The 19,606-nt window shown below is 66.7% G+C and carries 16 protein-coding genes; 1 reads left to right on the forward strand and 15 read right to left on the reverse strand.

Annotated features, from left to right (window positions below; translation table 11 throughout):
- Positions 1-6: 6 nt before the first annotated feature.
- Together ACSQ4M_RS34075 and ACSQ4M_RS34080 are read right to left on the reverse strand one after the other, a co-directional pair.
- Complete coding sequence (locus tag ACSQ4M_RS34075; protein WP_436193770.1) at positions 7-1,056, reverse strand: GNAT family N-acetyltransferase; 1,050 nt, start codon at positions 1,054-1,056, stop codon at positions 7-9.
- Between the two features lie 81 nt (positions 1,057-1,137).
- On the reverse strand, positions 1,138-2,049 hold the full coding sequence (locus tag ACSQ4M_RS34080; RefSeq protein ID WP_436193771.1) for a polysaccharide pyruvyl transferase family protein: 912 nt from the start codon (positions 2,047-2,049) through the stop codon (positions 1,138-1,140).
- Between the two features lie 83 nt (positions 2,050-2,132).
- On the opposite strand from ACSQ4M_RS34080, the gene ACSQ4M_RS34085 reads away from it, so the two are divergent.
- Entirely contained in the window at positions 2,133-4,343 is a 2,211-nt protein-coding gene (locus ACSQ4M_RS34085) for a glycosyltransferase (RefSeq protein ID WP_436193772.1), read from the forward strand.
- Positions 4,344-4,362: 19 nt separating this feature from the next.
- On the opposite strand, the gene ACSQ4M_RS34090 is transcribed toward ACSQ4M_RS34085, so the two are convergent.
- Genes ACSQ4M_RS34090 through ACSQ4M_RS34150 form a run of 13 tightly spaced genes read right to left on the reverse strand, consistent with a single transcriptional unit; the run spans position 4,363 to position 19,605 of the window.
- On the reverse strand, positions 4,363-5,730 hold the full coding sequence (locus ACSQ4M_RS34090) for a putative O-glycosylation ligase, exosortase A system-associated (RefSeq protein WP_436193773.1): 1,368 nt from the start codon (positions 5,728-5,730) through the stop codon (positions 4,363-4,365).
- Entirely contained in the window at positions 5,723-5,902 is a 180-nt protein-coding gene (locus ACSQ4M_RS34095; protein ID WP_436193774.1) for a hypothetical protein, read from the reverse strand. Before ACSQ4M_RS34095 ends, ACSQ4M_RS34090 begins: the two co-directional genes overlap by 8 nt.
- An 18-nt stretch (positions 5,903-5,920) precedes the next feature.
- A complete protein-coding gene (wecC, locus tag ACSQ4M_RS34100) occupies positions 5,921-7,141 on the reverse strand; it encodes a UDP-N-acetyl-D-mannosamine dehydrogenase (protein WP_436193775.1) in 1,221 nt (406 codons plus the stop codon).
- A complete protein-coding gene (wecB, locus tag ACSQ4M_RS34105; RefSeq protein WP_436193776.1) occupies positions 7,141-8,280 on the reverse strand; it encodes a non-hydrolyzing UDP-N-acetylglucosamine 2-epimerase in 1,140 nt (379 codons plus the stop codon). The genes wecC and wecB overlap by 1 nt, the downstream gene beginning before the upstream one ends.
- The gene (locus ACSQ4M_RS34110) at positions 8,277-9,494 is read right to left on the reverse strand and encodes a TIGR04063 family PEP-CTERM/XrtA system glycosyltransferase (protein WP_436193777.1); all 1,218 of its coding nucleotides are present in this window, start codon (positions 9,492-9,494) and stop codon (positions 8,277-8,279) included. The genes wecB and ACSQ4M_RS34110 overlap by 4 nt, the downstream gene beginning before the upstream one ends.
- Positions 9,495-9,503: 9 nt before the next feature.
- Positions 9,504-10,649, reverse strand: coding sequence for a TIGR03088 family PEP-CTERM/XrtA system glycosyltransferase (locus ACSQ4M_RS34115; RefSeq protein ID WP_436193778.1), 1,146 nt, complete (start codon positions 10,647-10,649; stop codon positions 9,504-9,506).
- Positions 10,639-11,841: a glycosyltransferase family 4 protein gene (locus ACSQ4M_RS34120; RefSeq protein WP_436194119.1), complete on the reverse strand. Its 1,203-nt coding sequence runs from the start codon at positions 11,839-11,841 to the stop codon at positions 10,639-10,641. The genes ACSQ4M_RS34115 and ACSQ4M_RS34120 overlap by 11 nt, the downstream gene beginning before the upstream one ends.
- A 35-nt stretch (positions 11,842-11,876) precedes the next feature.
- Positions 11,877-13,814 carry an XrtA/PEP-CTERM system amidotransferase gene (locus tag ACSQ4M_RS34125; RefSeq protein ID WP_436193779.1) on the reverse strand — a complete coding sequence of 646 codons (1,938 nt, stop codon included), beginning with the start codon at positions 13,812-13,814 and terminating at the stop codon, positions 11,877-11,879.
- Between the two features lie 16 nt (positions 13,815-13,830).
- On the reverse strand, positions 13,831-15,381 hold the full coding sequence (gene xrtA / locus ACSQ4M_RS34130; RefSeq protein WP_436193780.1) for an exosortase A: 1,551 nt from the start codon (positions 15,379-15,381) through the stop codon (positions 13,831-13,833).
- Between the two features lie 8 nt (positions 15,382-15,389).
- Positions 15,390-16,616 (reverse strand): TIGR03087 family PEP-CTERM/XrtA system glycosyltransferase, encoded by a 1,227-nt coding sequence (locus tag ACSQ4M_RS34135; protein WP_436193781.1) that lies wholly within the window; start codon positions 16,614-16,616, stop codon positions 15,390-15,392.
- 6 nt (positions 16,617-16,622) lie between these two features.
- Positions 16,623-17,660: a FemAB family XrtA/PEP-CTERM system-associated protein gene (locus tag ACSQ4M_RS34140; RefSeq protein WP_436193782.1), complete on the reverse strand. Its 1,038-nt coding sequence runs from the start codon at positions 17,658-17,660 to the stop codon at positions 16,623-16,625.
- Positions 17,661-17,668: 8 nt separating this feature from the next.
- Positions 17,669-18,526, reverse strand: coding sequence for an XrtA system polysaccharide deacetylase (locus tag ACSQ4M_RS34145; RefSeq protein WP_436193783.1), 858 nt, complete (start codon positions 18,524-18,526; stop codon positions 17,669-17,671).
- A complete protein-coding gene (locus tag ACSQ4M_RS34150; protein WP_436193784.1) occupies positions 18,523-19,605 on the reverse strand; it encodes an XrtA/PEP-CTERM system-associated ATPase in 1,083 nt (360 codons plus the stop codon). The genes ACSQ4M_RS34145 and ACSQ4M_RS34150 overlap by 4 nt, the downstream gene beginning before the upstream one ends.
- Position 19,606 lies beyond the last annotated feature (1 nt).

The following is a 19,606-nucleotide window of genomic DNA, read 5'->3' on the forward strand; positions in this document are numbered from 1 at the left end:
CCGACCTTACCGCGGTACAGACGGCCGCAGGCTACGCAACGCCTTGCCACCGAAATGCCGCGCCGCTGCCAGCAAGCCCCGCAGACGCCTGGGGTGGAACGCAATCAGGCCGATGCGCTCACGCCGATGGCTCATCCAGTCCTTCTTGTACGCATCGTCGCCGGTCAAATAATCCACTTCACGGACGCGGTCCACGTCCATGACGTGCGCCATCAACGCTGCCGTCAACACCGACCCCGGCGAGAAACGCTCGAATCCCTCGACATAGGCCAGCTTGTAGATGTTGGCCTTGCCAGCATGGACCAGCCAGGCCTGGGCCGCGACGGGCTCGCCCTGCACGCGCAGCACACCGAGGCGCAGCCAGCCCTGTGCGGCCGCCAGGCGGATCAGCCCTGGCATGAACGCGGCGCAAGGCTCGGGGACTTTCCAACTGCGCTGGTACACGCTTTCGAAAGCGGCGATCTCCTCTTCCAGCTCCGGGCCGGCATCGGCCTGGATGCGCAGCGCATGGCCTGCCCGCTGGAGCCGCCGGCGGCCGCGCTCGATGCTGTGGCGCAAGGGGGACGGCCGCTCGCGCAGGTAGTCGGAAAAACAGGCATGCACGACCGGCAGATACCAGTTGCCAAAGCAGAAGTAGCGATCGACCCGGTAACCCGCAGCACGCAAGGCCGTGGCCATGGAGTCCACCCAAGGCGCCTCGGCATCGAGCGGCTGAAGATCGACCACGGCGCCTGAAGGATGGCGGCGCAGTGCTTCGGCGAGCAATGACCAGGCCGCCAACGCAGCGCCCTCGCCGACCGGACCGAACAGGCTGCTGTAGTAGTTGCTCAGACCGCGCACACCGCTTTTCGCCGAGGTCAGCGCCAGCGCGCAGCGTGGACTCTGCGAGCCGGACGCCATTCCGACAAGCCAGCACCGAGGCGCCGCCTCGAAACCGTGCTGAGCCAGATGTTGCAGCCACTCGACGGTCTGAAATACCTCGGGCGCCACCACCTGCGCAACGGGGGAAGGCATCAGGAACCCGCGCATCTGCGCGAAATCGGCCAGGATCTCCAATCGCGGCCCGCCTGTCGGTGGCCCTGCCAGCCCACGTTCGGCGGACGGCCGCATCACCGCCGTCCGCACCGGCAGCAACTGTCAGGCGGCATGTTGACTCGCGGCAAACTCATCCATCGTCGCGAGAATGCGCCGCCGGGCCTCGTGGTGGGCATGATCCGAACTCAGCACCACCCCAGCCCTGTCACGGCAATCCGCCAGCCGCTCAAGCAGCGGCCCCATGGCCTGACCGGCATTGTTGTCCGGCAGCGGTGGTGTCCAGTTCGAGCCATCCATTCCCACCTGCATGAGCTTCTTCTTCAGGTTGCTCTTGAAAATCTCTTCGCGACTGCGGAACTGCTCGACATCCCAGACCTCCGGCAATGTCTCCGGCTGGTAATTCAATGCCAGAGATTCCGCCCAGTCCTGCCATTTGAAATCCAGGATGTGGGAATATGCCTTGACCGGCACCCAGGGTATTCTCAGCGCATCGGCAACGATGGCGCCATGCATGGCCTCTGCAATGACAAACTTGCTGCGGCACATTTTGAACATGGTCTCGTGGATATCATCTGCCGGATCAAGATAAACCAAGCCGAGCTTCTTGCATATCGCGCGCCAGTCAGCTCGCCAAATACTGTCATGGTGAGGCATGTAGCAGATGGATGATGCCTGCCGCGGCCGCCGACCAAGCAAATCGGCAACCAGGATTCCTGGATCTGTGATCGCCTTTTCGATGGGTAGATTCATGCGGGCTGCGGTTTTTGGGCCGCGCACGAACACAAAACACCAATCATCACTGACCGGCGCAGCGCCGTGGTATCCAGCCCCCGAACCGCAAACCCATATCTTGCCATCACGGGGCGCTCGGTCATTGATCAGCGTTCCGATCCCGAGAAAATGGTCTGGCGCTTGATCGTCGAATAACCCCGGGTACAGGGAATACCAAATCCAGGGATTGAGATCATCGCCAAAATTACCTCGCCCATCCCGGTAGTAAAACAGCTTCAGCAATTATTCCTCGCAAATGGTCAAAACGAACATCGACATGCAGCCGCAGCTGCGCATGCTATCCTCGCCCGGGCAAAGGGAAGAAAATGCATTTCGGCGACTTGGCACTCAAGATTCTTGCACAGGAAAAATTGTCGGTCCTGCTGTTTCACGCGGTACCGAGCACGACCACTGAGCTGGTCAATGACCTGACGCTTGCGTCTTTTGAACGGGTGATCGACTACGTCAGCGAGCACTTTACCGTGGTGCCTCTGGACGAGGCCGCCGGGGCATTGAAGACGGGGCGTCTGCCCCGCAGGGCCGCCTGCATCACCTTCGACGATGGCTATGACAGCTGGCTGAGCGGCGCAGCGCCCCTGCTGCGCCAGCGCAATCTGCACGCCACGTTCTTCATCACGACAGGCCAATTCGATGACGAGCGCATGTGGCATGAGCGTGTTGCCCATGCATTGACCAACCACGCAGGCCCTGTACTCGATCTGCCTGGCTTCGGGTTGCCTCAGGTTCCGTTGGGGCAACTTTCAGAAAGGCGTCGGGCATTGAGCATGGTGGAGCAACTGCTCAAATACCAGCCGCTGGATGTGCGCGACAAGCTTCTGCACGCGCTGGAAGCCTCCGCCGGGACCCGTCAAGACCAGCTTTGCCGCATGACCGTGGACCAGTTGCGCGATCTGCATGCGCAGGGCTTTGGCATAGGAGCGCACACGGTGCGCCACCCCATTCTCTCCCTCTGCGACGACGACGCCGCCATGCACGAGATCGGCGGAGCGCGCGAAGTGCTGGAGCACCTTCTGCATGCACCGGTCAAGGCGTTTGCCTATCCCAACGGCCGTCCCGGCGTGGATTTCCGTGCTGAGCACGTGCGCATGGTTCAGGCAGCCGGTTACACCCACGCGGTGACCACCGAGGGCGGTGCGGCCAATCGGCAGACGTCCGTTTTCGAGATTCCCAGGTTCACGCCCTGGGGGCCGTCGGACGTGCAGATGGGCGTCCAAATGGCGCGCAATCTGATGGCCAAATCACGCCGCGTGTTGGTGGCGCCGGGCGGCATACCGGCTCAGGACGCCACGGTGGCAGGCGGCCGCGACACCCGGCCGCTGGTCGCGTTCGTCGAAAACGGGGCGGGATTCGGCGGCGCCGTGGTGGCACTGCAGACGCTGCTGAGCAACTCCAATGCAACCGGGTACCGCTACCACGTTGTGACCAACATGCCCGTTGGCGATTTCACGCAGACCGCCGAGCGGTCGGTGGTGATCCCGGACCGTGCTGTCGACTACCGCGCCATCGCTCGCCGCGTCCGGGCTCGCCTGGGTTCAGGCCCGCTTGCCAGGGGCGTGCTGTTCGCGCTGGGACGGGCCGACGACCTGACCAACCGGCTTCCGTACTTCCTGCGGCTGGTGGCGCACCTGCTGAAGGTGCGGCCCGCGATCGTCCACGGCAACAACGATCCCAGTGCCAATCGCGAGGCCATGATGGCCGCCAGATTGCTGGGCATTCCCTACATCCAGCATGTGCGCGGGTCGGTGAACGACAGCCTGGCGCTGCCGATGATGCGCAACGGGCCGGCGACCTTCATTCCGGTGTCGAGGTGGCTGACGGGCGAATTGCTGCGCAGCGGCGTTCCCGCCGAGCGGATACGGCACATCTACGACGGGATCGATCTTCAGGAACGTCCAACGTCGGAGACGGCGTCGGACCTGCGCGCCGAACTCGGCCTTCCCGAGGACACCATTCTCATTGCGATGGTGGGCATGTTGGTGGCTTGGAAGGGGCAGGACCTGTTCCTCGACGCCCTGGCCGCCGTCAAGCCCTCCTCCACAACCCAGGTCGTCGCACTGGTCGTCGGAGACACGCCGGAGCGGGGAGACGCCAGCTATGCGCGCGGGCTGCATGCGCAAGCTGACGAACTGGGACTAAGAGATCGGGTTCGGTTTCTGGGGCGCCGCAACGACCTGCAGTCCCTGCTGCCGCAAATTGACATCTGTGTATCGGCGTCGACTTCGCCCGAACCGCTTGGCCTGGTGATGCTGGAAGCGCTCGCGCACGGCTGCCTGTTCGTCGGGCCGGCCTTCGGCGCCGCCTGCGAGGTGACCGAGGACGGAACGACCGGTTTCCTCTTCAAGCCCGGGTCTGCCGCTTCTCTGGCCGCCAAACTGGAGTTGGCCATCGAACGAGCGACCGCACCGGACGCGGCGGCCCAACAAGATGGACGCGACTTGATCGATCGCCAGTTCTCGGGTGCACGCTGCGCACGCATCACTTCGTGGGTCCACCAGCATCTGCTCGACGCCCGGTAGGCAGGCGCCGTCGATGGCGCTACGGCGCCTGAAGCCGTTTGTCCGCTCCAGCCGGCTCTGACGCAACGCGCCCCCCGGGGAGCGAGCGCCCCGACGCCGGGCGCAATTGCGCGAGCACGTACTGACGCAGCGCCTCCAGGAGGCAGACCACGACGTAGTACGTTTCGAAATAGGCCAGGCTCACACCAGCGCCGCCCACGGTAAAGGCAAAGCAGGACAGGGCCAGGGCGTCGGACATGTCCCGGGCCCACAGGAGGTCGCTCCTGTAGGCCGTCATCCGACGGATCTGCAACGCCGTGACAAAGGCATTGCCCATGATGGCCAGGAACAGCAACAGCCCCACGAACCCATGGTCTCCGAGGACCTCGAAATAGATGCTGTGCGCAGCGCGCGCATGGGTCGACAGACTCGCCGATCCCAGCAGTCCGCCCAGCAGCCCATCGGACGGCCGCACACCAAACCAGAGTTCCCCGGACTGCATTGCATGGAAGCCCGTGCCGAAAACCGGGTTCTGCAGTGCGAGCGCCGTGGCGACGTTCCAGGCCTCCACCCGCCCCATGAATGAAGCATCCTGGTCTGCACTGCCGATGGTTTCGATCCGCTGGAACCACGACTCTGGACTGAGTACGAGCACCAGAGCCACGCCCAGCATCACGAACAAGGAAGCCATCCCTTTGCGCCGCGAGGTCAGCAACAGCATGAAAGCCACCATCGCCATGGCAAGGAAGGCCCCGCGCGACCTCGAACCGATGATGGCCAGCACGGTGGCCAGCAGAACCCCGAGGAAGCCCAGGCGCACCAGCCTGACTTTCGAGTACTGGTACAGATACAGGAGGATGGGCAGGGCCATCACGAGGGCGACACCGAAATGGTTGTTGTCGCTCATCTTGGTGCCCGGCAGGCCGATGATCTTGTGGCCGCCCGCCGTGACCAGGGTTTTCAGACCTTCCGCCAGGCCGTGGAAGCCCAGCCCCAGTGCGATCGCGATGAGCATCGCATGCAGGCGCAGGCGCGAGTTCACGAACAAGAACATCACGAGGCAATACGTGATCGACTTCAGCAGGTCCGTGTAGATCGAGAAATTGTTGCGCGCGCTGGCGTCCGCCAGCACGGCGCTGACCGTGACGTGGGCCACGAACAGCAGGATCAGGGCGGAAGTCCTGTTGAGCCGGAACGGACTCTTGTCGACGCTTTTGCCGATCACAAGCAACAGCAAGGTGACCAGCGCAAAAAACAGGTTGTAGCGCAGCGACCCCATGAATCCCCACATGTAGTAGGGAACGGCGATCACCGAAGTCCAGCCCCAGACGAGGTAAGCCGCGAAGGCATTGGACAACGCGATGGGGACGATGATCATCATCATCCCCAGCATCATGAGGTCACGCATCGCCGGCGCCCTTCTGTGCTCGCAGACCGCGCTGAACGTCGTCCGTCTTGGCGTTCAGGTAGGACAGCACGCCCAGATCACGCGCCTGCGCGGGCTTTCGGTCCGCGCGGCGGACGGCCAGGATCAGGAGCACCAGGCAGATGACATCCAGCGTGAACAGCGCGGCTTCCATGTGGGTGCTCTGCGCCCCTCAGCGCCAGATCCCGCGCGTATCGATCACGATCTTGTCCTTGATCGCCTCCCTGTCGATCGCCTTGAACTCCTCGTGGTCGACCAGCAGCAACAGGATGTCGGCGTTCTTCATCACGTGCTTGAGGTCGTGCAGCGGAATGTCGATCTTGTCGGCCGCGACATTGGGGTCGCAGGCCAGCACCTGGCCCACGTTCTCGGCGATCAGGTCGCGCACGATGTCCAGCGATGGCGATTCGCGCAGGTCATCGATGTTGGCCTTGAAGGTCAGGCCCAGGCAACCGATCACGGGCGACTTGAAGCGCTCGGCCTTGGCCTTGACGCGCTCGATGACCCAGTGCGGCTTGGCATCGTTGACCTCGCGCGCGGTCTTGATGAGGCGCGACTGCACCGGCGCGCTCGAGACGATGAACCACGGATCGACCGCGATGCAGTGCCCGCCGACACCAGGGCCCGGTTGCAGGATGTTCACACGCGGGTGGCGGTTGGCCAGCGCAATGGTTTCCCAGACGTTCACGCCCAGGTGGTCGCACACCAGCGAGAGCTCGTTGGCGAAGGCGATGTTCACGTCACGGAACGAATTCTCGACGAGTTTGGACAGCTCGGCCGTGCGGCTGTCGGTCTCCAGGATGGCGCCGTTGCAGAAGGTCTTGTAGAGCTCGCGCGCCTTGGCCACGGCCGCCTTGCTGGTGCCGCCGATGATGCGGTCGTTGTCGACCAGTTCGCGCAGGATGTGGCCGGGTAGCACGCGCTCGGGGCAGTGCGCGGCATGCACCTTGCCTTGAAGTTCGGGACGCGCCTCGACGATGGTCTTCTCGATGAACTCGGTCGTTCCCACCGGCGAGGTGGACTCAAGGATCACCAGGTTGCCCTCGCGCAGGAACGGCGTGATGGCCTTGGTGGCGGCTTCCACGTAGGACAGGTCCGGCGCCTTGGGGTTGCCGTTCTCCTCCTTGAACGGCGTGGGCACGGCGATGATGAAGGTGTCGCCCTCTTCCGGTGTCAGCGAGGCCTTGAGGTTGCCGCTGTTGACGGCCGAGCGCACCAGCACATCCAGGTCGGGCTCGATGATGTGGATGCGGCCGGAGTTGATCGTGTCCACGGCGGACTTGTTGACGTCCACACCCAACACGCTGTGGCCCTTGGTGGCCAGCATGGAGGCGGTGGGAAGGCCGATGTAGCCCAGGCCCATGACGATGATTTTCTGCAGTACGTGGGCCATCAGCGGCTCTCTTTCCAGGACAGGACAGCTTCAAGGATGCGGCCGACGGCCTGGCCGTCGCCGTAGGGATTGTGGGCCCGCGCCATGCGCGCGTAGGCCTCGGCATCGTTCAGCAGGTGCAGGGTCTCGCGCACGATGGCCTCGCGCGAGGTACCCACCAGCCGTACGGTGCCCGCCTGCACGGCTTCTGGCCGCTCGGTGATGTCGCGCATGACCAGCACCGGCTTGCCCAGCGAAGGCGCCTCCTCCTGCACGCCGCCGGAGTCGGTGATGATGAGGTAGGCGCGGTCCATCAGGTGCACGAAGGGCAGGTAATCGACCGGCTCGATCAGGTGCACGTTGGACAGGCCACGCGTGGCCAGGATCTCCTGCACCGGCTTGCGCACGTTGGGGTTCATGTGCACCGGGTAGAGGACCTCCACGTCGGGCTGGCCGGCCGCGATGTCGGCCAGCGCATGGCAGATGTTCTCGAAGCCTTCGCCGAAGTTCTCGCGGCGGTGGCCGGTCACCAGGATCAGGCGGCGCGCTGGATCGAGGAAGCTGAAGCGCTCCTGCATCTGCTGCCGGAGGGCCGCGTCGGTGCGCAGCTTGCCCACGACGGCCAGCAGCGCGTCCACGACGGTGTTGCCTGTCACGGAAATACTGTGGGGATCGACACCCTCACGCAGCAGGTTGTCGCGCGACATGGCGGTCGGAGCGAAGTGCAGGTCGGCCACGGCGCCTGTCACCTTGCGGTTGATCTCTTCCGGGAAGGGTGCGTACTTGTTGCCCGTGCGCAGGCCCGCCTCCACATGCCCCACCGCGGCGCGCGCGTAGTAGGCGGCCAGGCTCGTGGCCAGCGTGGTGGTGGTGTCGCCGTGCACGAGCACGAGGTCGGGCTTCTCGGCCGCCAGCACACCCTTGAGGCCTGCCAGGATGTTGCCCGTCACGTCGTACAGGTCCTGGTTGGGCTTCATGACGTTCAGGTCGTGCTGCGGCACGATCTCGAAAAGGCGCAACACCTGATCGAGCATCTCGCGGTGCTGCGCGGTCACGCAGACCACGGTCTCCAGCCGATCGGCGGCGGCCTGGAAACCCTTGACCACGGGCGCCATCTTGATGGCCTCCGGGCGGGTTCCGAACACGATCAAGACCTTCATCGACCCCCCTTCCGTGTGAGCCGCTCGAACGGCTCTCTGTAGTTCGCAACGCTGTTGCGCCAGTTGCGCACCTGTTCGACATGGTGGCGCCCGGCGGCCCTGAACGCGGGCCAGCGCCCGCGCTGTTGCAGCAGGCCCAGAACGGCGTCGGCCAGTGCCTGTGTGTCGTCGGCCTTGAACAGCACGCCTGTGCGGTCATGCTCCACAAGTTCCTTGTGGCCACCGACATCGGAAGCCACGAACAGCCGCCCCTGCGCCATGGCTTCCAGCGGCTTGAGTGGCGTCACAAGCTCGGTCAGGCGCATGGAATGCCGCGGATAGGCCAGCACGTCGATCAGGTCGTAGTAGCGGCTCACGTCCTTGTGCGGAACGCGGCCCGTGAACAGGATCCGGTCCGCCAGACCCAACTGTGCCGCCTGGGCGCGCAGATTATCGTCCTGCGGCCCGCCACCGACGAGCAGCATGCGCAGCGCGGGTTCTTGCGCGAGCAGCCGCGGCATGGCTGCCACCAGCAGGTCCAGGCCCTCGTAGGCGTAGAACGAGCCGATAAAACCCACCACTGGCGCGCCGGGTATCAGCCCCAGGCGTTGCTGCAGCGTGGGATCCGGCGGGCTGGAGAGCGTGAACGCATCCACATCCACGGCGTTGGGCACCACGCCGACCTTGGCGCTGGGAATGCCGCGCGCCACGATGTCGGCGCGCAGACCCTCGCAGATCGTGAACACATGGTCGGCCTGGCCCACGGCGCGGGTCTCCAGCGCACGCGTGAGCCGGTAGCGCAGGCTGCCCTCGCGCGTGGTGCCATGGTCGACTGAAGCGTCTTCCCAGAACGCGCGGATTTCGTAAGTGACGGGAATGCCGCGCCGCCGCCCCACCTTGAGCGCCGGCAGCACGTTGAGCACCGGCGAATGGGCGTGGATCAGGTCGGGCTTGACCTCTTGCACCACCTGGTCGATGCGCGTCTCGAGCTGGCGCATCAGCGCCCACTCACGCGCCACCGGGAAGCGGTCCAGCACGGATGGCTGCGGCGGGGTGCGGAAGAAGGAGAAGCCTTCGGATTCCTCCACGGCATGCACGTCGCCCTCCTGCTTGGGCGAGGTCAGGTGGAAGGTTTCCCAGCCCAGCGCGCGCTGCTCGCGCAACAGCGCCGCCGAACGGAAGGTGTAGCCGCTGTGCAGCGGCAAGGAGTGGTCGAAGATGTGCAGGATGCGCATGGGAAAACCTCAGGCACCAGCGCCCGAGAACAAGGTGTCGTAACGCTGCACCATGGCCGCCAGGCCGTAGCGCGCCTGCGCCTGGCTGCGCGCCGCCTGCCCGTGGCGACGCGCCCGGTCGGCATCGTCGGCGTAGGCGGCCAGGGCCCGGGCCATGGCCGCATCATCCTCGGAGGGCACCAGGCTGCCGGTCGCGCCGTCGGTCACGACCTCGGGGTTGCCGCCAACCGCCGTGGCGACGATGGGCAGGCCGCAGGCCATGGCCTCCTGCAGCGTGCACGAGGTACCTTCGGTCAGCGAGGGCAGCACGAAGCAGTCCAGCATGCGCAGGACGTCGGGCACATCGCCGCGGGCGCCGGCCAGCCAGGCCAGTTCGCGCAAGCCGGCCCGGGACAGGATGGCATCGATCTCGGCCGCCAGCGGGCCGTCGCCGACGAACACCAGGCGAGCACGGTCGGCCAAATCCGGCCGCGCCTGCAGCAGTGCCACGAAGGCTCGGGCCAGAGCCGGCTGGTTCTTCACGGTCTGCAGCCGGCCGACGGTGCCGACCAGCCAATGCCGGCCCGGTTCGAAGGGGCAGCCGGCCACTGCGGCCACCGGGGCCGCGGCCGGGGCGAAGCGGTCCGTGTCCACGCCGTTGGCGATCAGCGAGCGGCGCCGCGCGGGCACGCCAATGGCGCGCGCCAGATAGTCGTCCAGATCCTGAGACACGCTGACGTAGTGCGACACGAACGGCCGGTAGCCACGGCGCAACCGCCGGTAACGCACGCTCTGCCCATGCGGGTCGTGCGCATCCCAGCCATGTTCGGCATGCACGCGCAGCGGCACACGCGCCAGCCAGCCCAACGGCACGATCTCCAGCGCCGCGAGGTTGCAGGTGTGCAGGACCTGGGGCCGGAGCCGGCGCAGCAACGCGTGGATGCGCCGGTACAGCGGGATCGCATGGCCGACCGGCTTGTCCAGCGCGATGAACTCCACATCCGGCCGCTCCACGCGCAGGCGGAAGTCGTCGATGGTGGTCAGCGACACCACGGTGTGGCGGTAGCGCTCCGCGGGCAGGCGGTTGATCAGCTGCACGATCACGTTCTCCAGGCCGCCGATGCTGAAGCGGTAGACGAAATGCACGATGTGCAGCGGAGCGCGCTCAGCCAGCATGCGCAGCCGCCTCTCGGGTGGCCAGGATCTGGCGGAACAGTTGCAACTGGCCCTGGGTGGTCGCGTCCCAGGAGAAGGTCTCGGCATGGCGGCGCGTGTCGGCGCGGTCGGGCAGCTGGGCGAACAGCCGGTTCCAGGCCGCGACCAGGCCGGCGCCGCTGCGCTCGGGCATCAGAACGCCGGCGGCCGGCAGGCTCACGACCTCGGGCGTGCCCCAGATGTCGGTGGCGATCACGGGCGTGCCGCAGGCCATGGCCTCCAGCAGCACGTTGGCCCAGCCTTCGCGGCTGGAGCACAGGGCCAAGGCGTCCGCGGCGCTGTACCACCACTTGAGCTCGGTCTGCGGCACCACGCCGGCGAAGTGCACGCGCTCGCGCACGCCCAGGCGCTCGGCCTGCCGCAGCAGCGCGGCGCGCTCGGGGCCTTCGCCGGCCAGCACCAGGCGCACATCGGCCGGCAGCGCCGGCAGGGCGTCGATGGCCAGGTACTGGCCCTTGCGTTCGATCAGGTGGCCGACGCACAGCAGCATGCGGCCCTCGACCGGCAACTGCAGCCGCACACGCGCGGCGGCGCGCGGTTCGGGCACGAAACGCTGCAGGTCCACGCCGTTGCGCAAGGTGTGCAGCTTGCTTGCGTTACCGCCGAGTTCCTGCAGACGGTCCATCAAGGCCTGGCAGACGCCGATGGAGGCGCTGGCTGCCCGCTCCGTCGACTGGATCAGGCGGCGCGGCACCGCATAGTCGGGAATCAGGTTCAGGTCGGTGCCCCGCGCCGTGACGACGAAAGGCTTGCCCAGCCAGCGCGCCAGCAGGCTGGCCGCGACGCCATCGGGGTAGTAGTAGTGCGCGTCGATCAGGTCGAAGTCGAAGCCTTCGCGCTGCAGGCGGCGGATGGTCTTCAAGGCGCCCAGCGCCATGGCGAACGGCGCGCTGCTCATGCCCACGCGGGGCAGCAACAGATAGCGCGGATGGTGCACCTCGATGCCGTTGCGCACCTCGAACGACGGCGTGGCGGCAAACTTCGCGTACTCACCGAAACGCTCGCCGCGCAGGGGAAACCAGGGCACCGGTGCCACCACACGGGCCTGCACAGCCCCGGTCTTGAGCAGTTCGCGCAAGCGCGTCTCGACGAAGATCCCATGGATCGGCCGCGCAGTGCTGGGAAACAGGCTGGAGAACAGCAGGATGCGCAACGGCGCGTGGTCCTTGCCTGCGAGTGCGAGGGGGCTCAAGCCGCGACCTCGCTGCTGGCGGCAGGATCAGCCACCGGACGCTGCTCCAGCTGGCGCAGAAAGGCTTCGAACATCAGCAGCGTCCACAGCGGTGCCGAGAAATCGCGCTGGCCACTCTGGTGCTGGCGCACCATGCTGCGCAGCTGGTCGGGATCGAAGTAGCCCGCATCCGCCATGCGCGGGCCCAGCAGCGCCTCGCGCGTGCGCTCGGCCAGCGGGCCGCGCAGCCAGCTCGCCAGCGGCACCGAAAAGCCCATCTTGGGCCGGTACAGCACGTCGGACGGCAGGCGCGGCTCGAAGGCCTTCTTGAGCAGGTACTTGCCCTCCTGGCCCTGGATCTTGAGCGCGCTGGGCAGCGTGGCCAGCCATTCGATCAGCTGGTGGTCCATGAGCGGCTCGCGCACCTCCAGCGAATGCGCCATGCCGGCGCGGTCGACCTTGGTGTTGATGTCGCCGACCAGCCAGGTCTTGTAGTCCAGGTACTGCACCAGGGCCAGCGGGTCGTCGGTGCCGGCGCGTTCGGCGTGCGTGCGGAACATGTCCAGCGCGCTGTAGCCGCCCAGCTGGCGCTTGAAGCCGGCCGAGTACAAGCGCTCGCGCTCGTCTGCACGCAGCACCGAGACGCTGTGCAGATAGGCTTGCGCGGAATCGAAGGCCAGCGCCTGGAAGGTGGTCTTGGCACGGAACACCCGCGGCGCCCAGTCGGCCTTGGGATAGATCTGCCCCAGTGCGCCGAACAGCGGCCGGCGCAGGCCAAGCGGCAGGGCGCGCCGGGCCTTTTCCTCGGCCAGGTGCAGGCGGTAGCGCCGGTAACCGCCGAAGCTCTCGTCACCGCCGTCACCCGACAGCGCCACCGTGACATGCTTGCGCGCCATCTGGCAGACGCGGTAGGTCGGCACGGCGGAACTGTCGGCGAAGGGCTCATCGTAGAGCCAGGCCAGTGTGTCGATCAGGTCGAAGTCGTTGCTGCCGACGATGTCCAGGCTGTGGTCGGTCCGGTACCGGTCGGCCACCATCTGGGCGAATTGCGATTCGTTGAAGCGCGGATCGTCGAAACCGATGGCGCAGGTCTTGATCCGGCTGCCATCCACCTGGGCCATGGAGGCCACCACGGCACTGGAATCCACGCCGCCTGACAGGAAGGCGCCCAGCGGCACGTCCGCCACCAGGCGCAGCCGCACCGACTCGTCGATGCGCTGCAGCAGCTCGGCCTGTGCGTCCTGCAGGCTGATCGGATTGTCCAGCGAGAAGCGCACGTCCCAGTAGGCTTGCGGCGCTGGGATGCGCGCCATGCCACGGCGCAGCAGCAGCTTGTGGCCCGGCGGCAGCTTGAACGCCCCCTCGTAGATGCAGCGCGGATCGGCCACATAGCCCAGCGCGAAGTACTCCTCGACGGCGAGCGGATCGATCTTGCGCGCGAACGCAGGATGGGCGGTGATGACCTTGAGTTCGGAGCCGAACACGAAGCTGCCGTCGGGCAGCAGCGCGTAATGCATGGGCTTGACGCCCATGCGGTCGCGCGCGAGGAACAGCACCTGCTGGTTGCGGTCCCAGAGCCCGAACGCGAACATGCCGCGCAGCCGGTGCAGGCAGTCCTCGCCCCAGGCCTCCCAGGCGTGCACGATGACCTCGGTGTCGCTACGCGTCTTGAACACATGGCCCAACGCCTTGAGCTCGGCGGTCAGCTCGCGGTAGTTGTAGATCTCGCCGTTGAACACGATGGCGACCGAGCCGTCCTCGTTGAACTGCGGCTGGATGCCGGTCGCCAGGTCGATCACCGACAGTCGGCGGTGGCCCATGGCCAATCCCGGCTCCAGGTGCAGGTCGGCCTCGTCCGGACCGCGGTGGGCCTGGATGTCGTTGATGGCCGACATCAGCGCGGGCGAGAACGCGCGTGTGCCGCGCAGGTCGAACAGGCCGGAGATTCCGCACATGCTGCTGCTCCTTGCCTCAGCGCTGCCGCGTCTGCTGCAGGCTGGCCACGATGGCCTGGCCGTTGGCCTGGACGAATGCCGCCAGGGTGTCCTGCGCCCGCGCGCCGGTGTCTGCGATCGGCGTGTACACCACGACCACGGCCGAATCGTCGCCGTGCCCGAGCAGGCGCGAGAGCGCGCCATGGACCTTGGCCAGCGCATCGCTGGCGACCAGGCGGCCGTTGACCCAGTAGACCTGCCAGGCCAGCAGGCGCACCGCGCCCGCGCTGCCGACGAGCGAGGCCCGCAGCTCGGCCTGCCGCACCGGCACAGCACCACCGGGCCAGGGCGCGCTGGCCGTGCCCGCGCCGACTTCGGCCCAGTCCTTGTCGGAGTAGGTGACCAGTTGGTTCGAGGAGGACACCAGCTTGCGCTCGGTGTTCTGGCTGCGGTAGTAGCCGATGTACAGGCCGACCGGCTGGCCATCCTTGACAGCGCCCTGGAACAGTTCGGCCGAAGGGTTCTGGAAAGCCGGCTTCCAGTCAGGCGACGGCCGCTCCGCGGCCTGCCATCCGCCTTGCAGCTGGCCCTGCAGGGCCAGCTGCGGCACTGCATGGTTTTGCGCATGCTCCAGCGCCCAGACCACACCATGGGGTGCCAGCACCACCAGCACCAATGCCAGCAGCACGGCCGGACGGAAGCGGCCGGCCGCGCCACCGGTGGCGACCAGCGGCTGCTTCATGTCGGGAGAAGGCTCGGACCAGCGCGCGCCGATCGCGAACATCAGCATGATGACGATGCCGAAGAAGAGCCAGCCATAGATCAGGTGGTCGACGCCGGTGGCGATGGTGTTGCCCGAGTAGTGGCCCAGCATCACGATGATGTAGGCGCGCAGCCAGTTCGCCACGATGGGCACCAGGATGGACACCAGCACGAACAGCGCGCGCCGGCGCGGCGACTGGTAGTTCAGGTAGGCGAACAGCGCGCCGACGGTGACCGAGGCGATCAGGTAGCGGATGCCGCTGCAGGCTTCGACCACGGACCAGTGGCCCGACGGGATCACGAACTGCTGGCCTTCGCGGTACACCGGGATGCCGCTCATGCGCAGGGCCAGCACGGTGAAGTCGGCCGTCCACTCCATCAGCCGCGGCATCATGAAGTCGCCGATGGGCACGGCGAAGAACAGGAAGCCCAAGGGGAACAGCAGGGCCCAGGCCACTTGCCAGCCCAGCACCGCCGGCACGGCCAGCACGACGAGCATGGTCAGCGCCAGCTGCGTCGCCGCGTTGACGGCCACCAGATCGCCTAGCAGCCACAGCAGCGCCGCGCCCAGCATCAGCACGACGGCCGTGGGGCTGGGCTCCGGCACGAGGCCGGCCAGCCGGTGCCGTTGGCGCCACACCAGCCACAGCACGATGGGCGGCACGAGCAGGCCATGGGCATAGGTGTCCGAGCGCAGCCAGATGGAGACCATGGCTGCAGCTGTTTCGCGGTACAGCAACAGCAGCGCCACCAGCGTCAGGACCAGCAGCGCCAGGGGCCGGCGCCAATGCGCGGGCAGGCCCGGCGCGGAAGAAGTGGGGGCCATGCTGGCGCTCATGTCGGTATCAGTGCCGGTGGGGCCGTCGCGGCCGGTGCGGTCGGAAGGTGCCGGTCGATGCCGGCGAGGTGGGCGTCCCAGCTGAAGCTGGCCAGCACCTTGGCGCGTGCCGCCACGCCGGCGGCGGCGGCCTTCGGTGCATCGGCCAGCAGGGTTTCGACCTCGGCGACGAAGCCGGCGGCGTCAGCGGCCGGAAACATCTCGACGCCGTCGCGCGCGCCGATGGCCTGGGCACACTCAGCAGTGGCCACCACGGCCTTGGCCATGGCCATGGCCTCGAGGATCTTGTTCTGGATGCCGCGTGCCACGCGCAACGGTGCCACCACCAGCGCTGCGTGCTGCAGGTAGGGACGCACGTCGTCCACGGTGCCGGTCACGGCCACGGCCTCGGACGCCAGCGCGCTCACGGCCGGCGCAGGGTTGCGCCCGACGATGTAGAAGCGCAGGCGCGGCCAGCGCTGGCGCAGCGCCGGCAGCATGTCGGCGCAGAACCAGCTGACGGCATCGATGTTGGGCCAGTAGTCCATCGCGCCGGTGAACACCAGCGGCAGTTCGTCGGCCGCATAGGGCGAGGCGCGCTGCGGGTCGGGCGAGAAGAACTGCGCGTCCACGCCATTGCACAGCGGCTCGACGTTCGCGCCGCTGCCCTGGGCCTGGCTGCGGAACAGCTCCGTCTCCTGCGGGGTGACGAAGAACGAGCGCCGCGCGCGCTGCGCCACGGCACGCTCGAACGCGAGCAGGCGTTCGCCCTCGCGCCGGTACAGCCAGGACATCGGCCAGGGGCGCGCCGCCGCGTACTGGGTCCACTTGGCCGAATCCAGGTCGACGAAATCCACCAGCATCGGCAGGTTCGCCGGGGCGTACTGCGCCATGGCCGAGGAGAACACCACGGTCGCGTCGACGGTCTCGGTTGCCAGCGTCTCGCGCACCCAGCGCGCCAGGCCCGCATCACGGTAGTACGCCAGCGTCAGCGCCTCGCCGCGCAGCAACCCCGACAGGCTGCGCAGCTTGGCCCGGCGCGGCTGCAGCGGCGCCACATGCAGTTCAGGGCAGATCGCGCGCAGCGCGGGCAGGTGGGCTTCATCCTGCGGATCGTCGATGAAGGTGCCCAGCAGCACGCGGTGCGAGCGCTGCAGGTGCCGCAGCAGATGGTACGAGCGCACCTTGTCGCCCTTGTTGGGCGGGTAAGGCATGCGGTGCACCAGGTACAGCAGCGTGGCCATCGGAGTTCAGCCCAGGTTGCGCACGATGTGCGGGCCGACGAAATTGACCAGCGCGCGCGGCAGGCGGCGCCAGGTGCGGATCACGAGCTGGTACTTGGCGTTGGACGGGTTGTTCTGCGGCACCGCATCGCGCTTGTAGAGCTGGTACTCGTAGTGCAGTGGCTGCGGCTCGAAACCCCAGTTCTTCTTGAACGCGAAGGAGCCCGTACCCTGCTTGCTGCGGCCGTAGTCGAACACGCGCGCACCACGTGCCGCGGCATGGCGCATCAGCTCCCAGTACTTGAAGTCGTTGCCGGCCAGGTCGCGCGCGGCCTCGTCGTCGCCGGCGTAGTAGGGCAGCACCTCGTCGCGGAAGTAAAAGCTCAGCACGCTGCTGAGCGGCTTGCCTTCGGGCGAGGTGACGGTGAGCACCTCGCAGTCCTTGCCGAAGGTCGTCAGCAGCGCCTGGAAGTAGCGCTTGGACATGGCCGGTGTGCCATGGCGGTGCACGTTGTCGGCATAGAGTGCGAAAAAGCGGTCCACATTGGGGTCGATCGTGCTTTGCAAGCCGTTCTTGATGCCCTTGCGCACCATGGCGCGCTGCTTGCGTGGGATGGCCAGCATGTTGGCCTCGTCGTCGGCGACGATGTTCTTGCGGAACGTGACGTACAGGTCCTGCAGCGGCCAGTCGGCATGCCGGCGCTGCACGTTGCGCATCTCCAGATGGTCGACGCCAAGCCGGCGCGCCAGGCTCTGCGCCTCCTGCTCGAGCAGCTGCGCGGCCGCGGGATCGCTGGCCGCCACGCCGCCATAGACGCCAAAGGGCAGGCTGACCAGCGCATTGCCGAACAAGCGACTCTTGACGTGGCCGAGCGGCAGCACGCCCACGATCGCACCGCCGTCTTCGGCGTAGAGGAAATGGCTGTCGTGCCGAAAGATGTCGCGCAGCAGGGTCTGCCAGCCGGCGCGGTGGAAGAAGCTGGCTTCGGGGCACTGGTGCACGAAGGCATCCCAGCGGCGGTACGCCTCGGCATCGCCGGGCTGCAATCGTTGGATGGTCAGCATGGAAACGGTCAGGCCGGCGTGGCCGCAGGACGCAGGAAGATCTCGTCCATGCGGCCCCACTTGAAGTCGCCCATCAGGCGGTCCAGGCGCGCTTCCATGCGGTCGATGTTCACGTAGTGGCGAAAGCGTGCCTTGGCATCGATGCCGGCCACGCGCGGCTGCTCCGGATCGATCTCCCAGGGATGGAAGTAGAAGATCGCGGCCTCGCGGTCTTGCGCGTTCACACGGCGCAGCATCCAGCGCGACAGGCCGTACGGCAACAGGCGGAAGTAGCCGCCGCCGCTGGAGGGCAGGTTGCGCTGCAGCATGCGCAGCGTGGTGACTGGGATCTCCAGCAGGCCGTCACGCACGGCATGGGCAAAGCGCGGCGCGTCCGGCATGCCATAGTGGTCGTGCTGGATCGGGTAGATGCTGGAGCTGTACTGGTAGCCGGCGGCCTGCAGGCAATCGAAGGCCCACAGGTTGCGCGTGCCGATCGAGAAGCTGGGCGCGCGGTAGCCCTGCACCGAGACACCGCCCAGGTCTTCCAGGATCTGCTTGGCACGCTGGATATCGGCCAGGAAATCGGCCTCGCTCTGGTCGCTCGCACGTTCGTGGCCGTAGCCGTGGCTGGCCAGTTCGTGGCCTTCGGCGACGATGCGGCGCACCAGCTGCGGATAGCGTTCCGCGATCCAGCCCAGCGTGAAGAAGGTCGCCTTGGCGCCATGGCCGGACAGCATGTCCAGGATGCGGTGCACATTGCGCTCGACGCGGCACTCGCGCGTCTCCCACTCGTCACGGCGGATGTAGGGGGCAAACGCAGAGACCTGGAAATAGTCCTCCACGTCGATGGTCAGGGCATTGGTGATTGGTGCTGCGGCGGTCATGGTGTCTTGTCCTCTGCCCCGCGGCGCGCAGCAACGACGAGTTTCTTCAGCATCGCAAGCACCTCCAGGTTGATCCGCTCCAGGCGGAGCAAGCTGCGTTCCAGGCGCTGCAGGCGATCACCCTGCTGCTCCTGGTCCAGGCCGGAAATCTGCGCTTCCATGCCGTCCAGGGCGTCCGCATTGAACTGCAGGCCACCGACGATCTCATCGCCGACCGGGGCGGTCGACCAACTCCGCTGCGCTGGTGCTGGGCCCAACTGGGTCAGCCCGGATTCTTCGCGAATCTCCTGTGCCACCGAGGTCACATCTTCGGCGGTCAATGTGTCTTTTTCGTTCAGGAACCCCAGCAGCAGCAGCCGATCGCAGATCGCATTGATGCGCCGGGGAATGCCACCGCTGGCGCTGAAGATCTCGACGAAGGCCTCGGGCTCGAAATGCGGCCGCCCGGTGCCGCCGGCACACTTGAGCCGGTGTTCGATGTAGCCCTGCGTCTCTTCCTGGTCGAGCGGACCGATGTGGCAGGCCGCGATCACGCGCTGGCGCAGCTGCTGCATCTGCGGATGCTGCAGGATGTCGCGAAACTCCGGCTGGCCGACCAGGAAGCTCTGCAGCAGTGCCTGGTTGCCGAACTGAAAGTTGGACAGCATGCGCAATTCCTCCACCGCGGACTGCGTCAGGTTCTGCGCCTCGTCCACGATCAGCAGGCAGCGCTTGCCCTGCACGGTCTGGCCTACCAGGAAGGCCTCCAGAGACATCAGCAGATCGGCCTTGCTCGCATCCTTGGTGCGCACGCCGAAGGCCGCGGCCACCATGCGCAAGGTGTCTTCGGCCTCCAACTGGGTGCTGACCACGTTGCCGGCGACGACCTTGCTCGGGTCCAGGCTGTCCAGCAGGCCGCGCACGATGGTGGTCTTGCCAGCACCGATCTCGCCGGTGATGACGATGAAGCCCTCGTTGCGCAGCACGCCATAGTCCAGATAGGCCTTGGCGCGCCGGTGTTGCTTGCTGGCGAAGTAGAACGTGGGGTCGGGGTTGAGCTGGAACGGTTTGCCGCTCAAGCCGTAATAGGCTTCATACATC

The organism is Pseudorhodoferax sp. LjRoot39 (assembly GCF_964253035.1).
In the GTDB taxonomy this organism is placed as follows: Bacteria; Pseudomonadota; Gammaproteobacteria; order Burkholderiales; family Burkholderiaceae_C; genus Pseudorhodoferax.

Excerpts from the sequence above, each read along its gene's own strand:
- ACSQ4M_RS34110 (WP_436193777.1), bottom strand. The coding sequence starts at position 9,494 with ATGCGCATCCTGCACATCTTCGACCACTCCTTGCCGCTGCACAGCGGC.
- ACSQ4M_RS34090 (WP_436193773.1), bottom strand. The coding sequence starts at position 5,730 with ATGCGTGACCTCATGATGCTGGGGATGATGATGATCATCGTCCCCATC.
- ACSQ4M_RS34085 (WP_436193772.1), top strand. The coding sequence starts at position 2,133 with ATGCATTTCGGCGACTTGGCACTCAAGATTCTTGCACAGGAAAAATTG.
- ACSQ4M_RS34115 (WP_436193778.1), bottom strand. The coding sequence starts at position 10,649 with ATGCTGGCTGAGCGCGCTCCGCTGCACATCGTGCATTTCGTCTACCGC.
- ACSQ4M_RS34095 (WP_436193774.1), bottom strand. The coding sequence starts at position 5,902 with ATGGAAGCCGCGCTGTTCACGCTGGATGTCATCTGCCTGGTGCTCCTG.
- ACSQ4M_RS34125 (WP_436193779.1), bottom strand. The coding sequence starts at position 13,814 with ATGTGCGGAATCTCCGGCCTGTTCGACCTGCGCGGCACACGCGCGTTC.
- ACSQ4M_RS34140 (WP_436193782.1), bottom strand. The coding sequence starts at position 17,660 with ATGCTGACCATCCAACGATTGCAGCCCGGCGATGCCGAGGCGTACCGC.
- xrtA (WP_436193780.1), bottom strand. The coding sequence starts at position 15,381 with ATGGCCCCCACTTCTTCCGCGCCGGGCCTGCCCGCGCATTGGCGCCGG.
- ACSQ4M_RS34145 (WP_436193783.1), bottom strand. The coding sequence starts at position 18,526 with ATGACCGCCGCAGCACCAATCACCAATGCCCTGACCATCGACGTGGAG.
- ACSQ4M_RS34135 (WP_436193781.1), bottom strand. The coding sequence starts at position 16,616 with ATGGCCACGCTGCTGTACCTGGTGCACCGCATGCCTTACCCGCCCAAC.
- wecC (WP_436193775.1), bottom strand. The coding sequence starts at position 7,141 with ATGGCCCACGTACTGCAGAAAATCATCGTCATGGGCCTGGGCTACATC.
- wecB (WP_436193776.1), bottom strand. The coding sequence starts at position 8,280 with ATGAAGGTCTTGATCGTGTTCGGAACCCGCCCGGAGGCCATCAAGATG.
- ACSQ4M_RS34150 (WP_436193784.1), bottom strand. The coding sequence starts at position 19,605 with ATGTATGAAGCCTATTACGGCTTGAGCGGCAAACCGTTCCAGCTCAAC.